Origin of the sequence: Rhodococcus sp. DMU2021 (genome assembly GCF_019641445.1) — a bacterium.
In the GTDB taxonomy this organism is placed as follows: Bacteria; Actinomycetota; Actinomycetes; order Mycobacteriales; family Mycobacteriaceae; genus Rhodococcus; species Rhodococcus pyridinivorans.
The window spans coordinates 1-1334 of record NZ_JAIFKB010000084.1 but is presented as its reverse complement, the minus strand read 5'-3'; the positions used below and the strand labels follow the sequence as shown (position 1 = coordinate 1334).

Genomic DNA, 1334 nt, shown 5'->3' with positions numbered 1-1334 from the left:
TGAATCGTCCCTGGTTTCATTGAGGGTGAGCCAGATATCCCGGAAGGATCACCCCAGACTCACCATGGCGAACTACAAATACCCACAGGAACTGCGCGAGCGAGCGACCCGACTCGCCGTCGAAGCCCGCCGCGACCCCGATACCCGCACCGGCGCCATCAACCGGATCGCCGAGCAGACCGGCGTCCACAAGGAGGCCTTGCGGACCTGGGTGCGCAAGGCCGAAGACGCCGAACTCCCGACCGAGCCCGTCGATGCCGAAGCACGCATCCGGCGCCTGGAGAAAGAGAACCGCGAACTACGTCAGTCGATGGAAATATTACGTTCTGCCACAGCTTTTTTCGCGAAGGCGGAGTTCGACCGCCGACTGAAGTGATCGTCGCGTTCATCGACGAACACAAACACCGCTGGGGGATCGAACCGATCTGTCGCGTTCTGTCGGAGAACACCGAGGTCAAGATCGCCCCGGGCACCTACTACGCCTTCATCGGTCGCGAACCCAGCGCCCGTGCACGCCGCGATGCCGTCCTCAAAGAACACATCATGCGCATCCACTCCCACCCACGGATGCGGGTCTACGGGATCCGCAAGATTCACGCCCAGCTGGTCCGGGAGGGCCGCGAGGTGGCCCGCTGCACCATCGAGCGGCTCTGCCGCGAACTCGGTGTCCGCGGCACCGTGCGCGGAAAATGGCCACGGACGACGAAGCCGGCACCGGAAACCGATCGGCCTGGGGACCTCGTCGAGCGGGATTTCACGGCCACTGCGCCGAACCAGTTGTGGGTGGCCGATCTGACGTATGTGCGCACGCAGTCCGGGTGGGTCTACGTCGCGTTCGTCCTGGATGTGTTCTCTCGCATGATTGTTGGTTGGCAGACCTCGACGCGGATGTACACCGATCTGGCTCTCGACGCGTTGAAGATGGGCCTGTGGGCACGGCGCCGTGCAGGCCACGGCGTCACCGGCCTGGTCCATCACAGCGATCGCGGCGTGCAATACCGAGCACTGCGCTACGCCCAGACTCTGGATCAGGCCGCGGCGGTCGCCTCCGTCGGATCGAAGGGCGACTCCTATGACAACGCGATGGCGGAGGCGCTGAACTCGCTGTACAAGGCCGAGTTGATCTTCCTCGACGGTCCTTGGGCCGGTCGGGAGGACGTCGAGGCCGCTACGGCGCAGTGGGTGCATTGGTTCAATACCGAACGGGTCCACGGCATGCTCGACTATCGGACTCCGGCCGAGGTCGAGACCGCCCACTACGCACAACCGCCAGCCGCTTCTGCGGCCTGAGAACTGAACACACGCTCAGCCTCAACAAAACTCGGGACTTGACA

Annotated in this window: 1 protein-coding gene and 1 other annotated feature; the gene reads left to right on the top strand. The window is 63.9% G+C overall.

Features of this window, described 5'->3' with window-relative positions; all coding sequences use genetic code 11:
- Positions 1–64: 64 nt before the first annotated feature.
- Positions 65–1290 (top strand): IS3 family transposase gene (locus K3M35_RS25730; RefSeq protein WP_220667281.1). Its coding sequence is split into 2 segments (ribosomal slippage): positions 65–347 and positions 347–1290, totalling 1227 coding nucleotides; the frame shifts between segments, so codons are not numbered across the junction.
- Positions 334–468 (top strand) — a sequence feature (AL1L pseudoknot). Its footprint overlaps the gene before it by 135 nt.
- Positions 1291–1334: the final 44 nt, after the last annotated feature.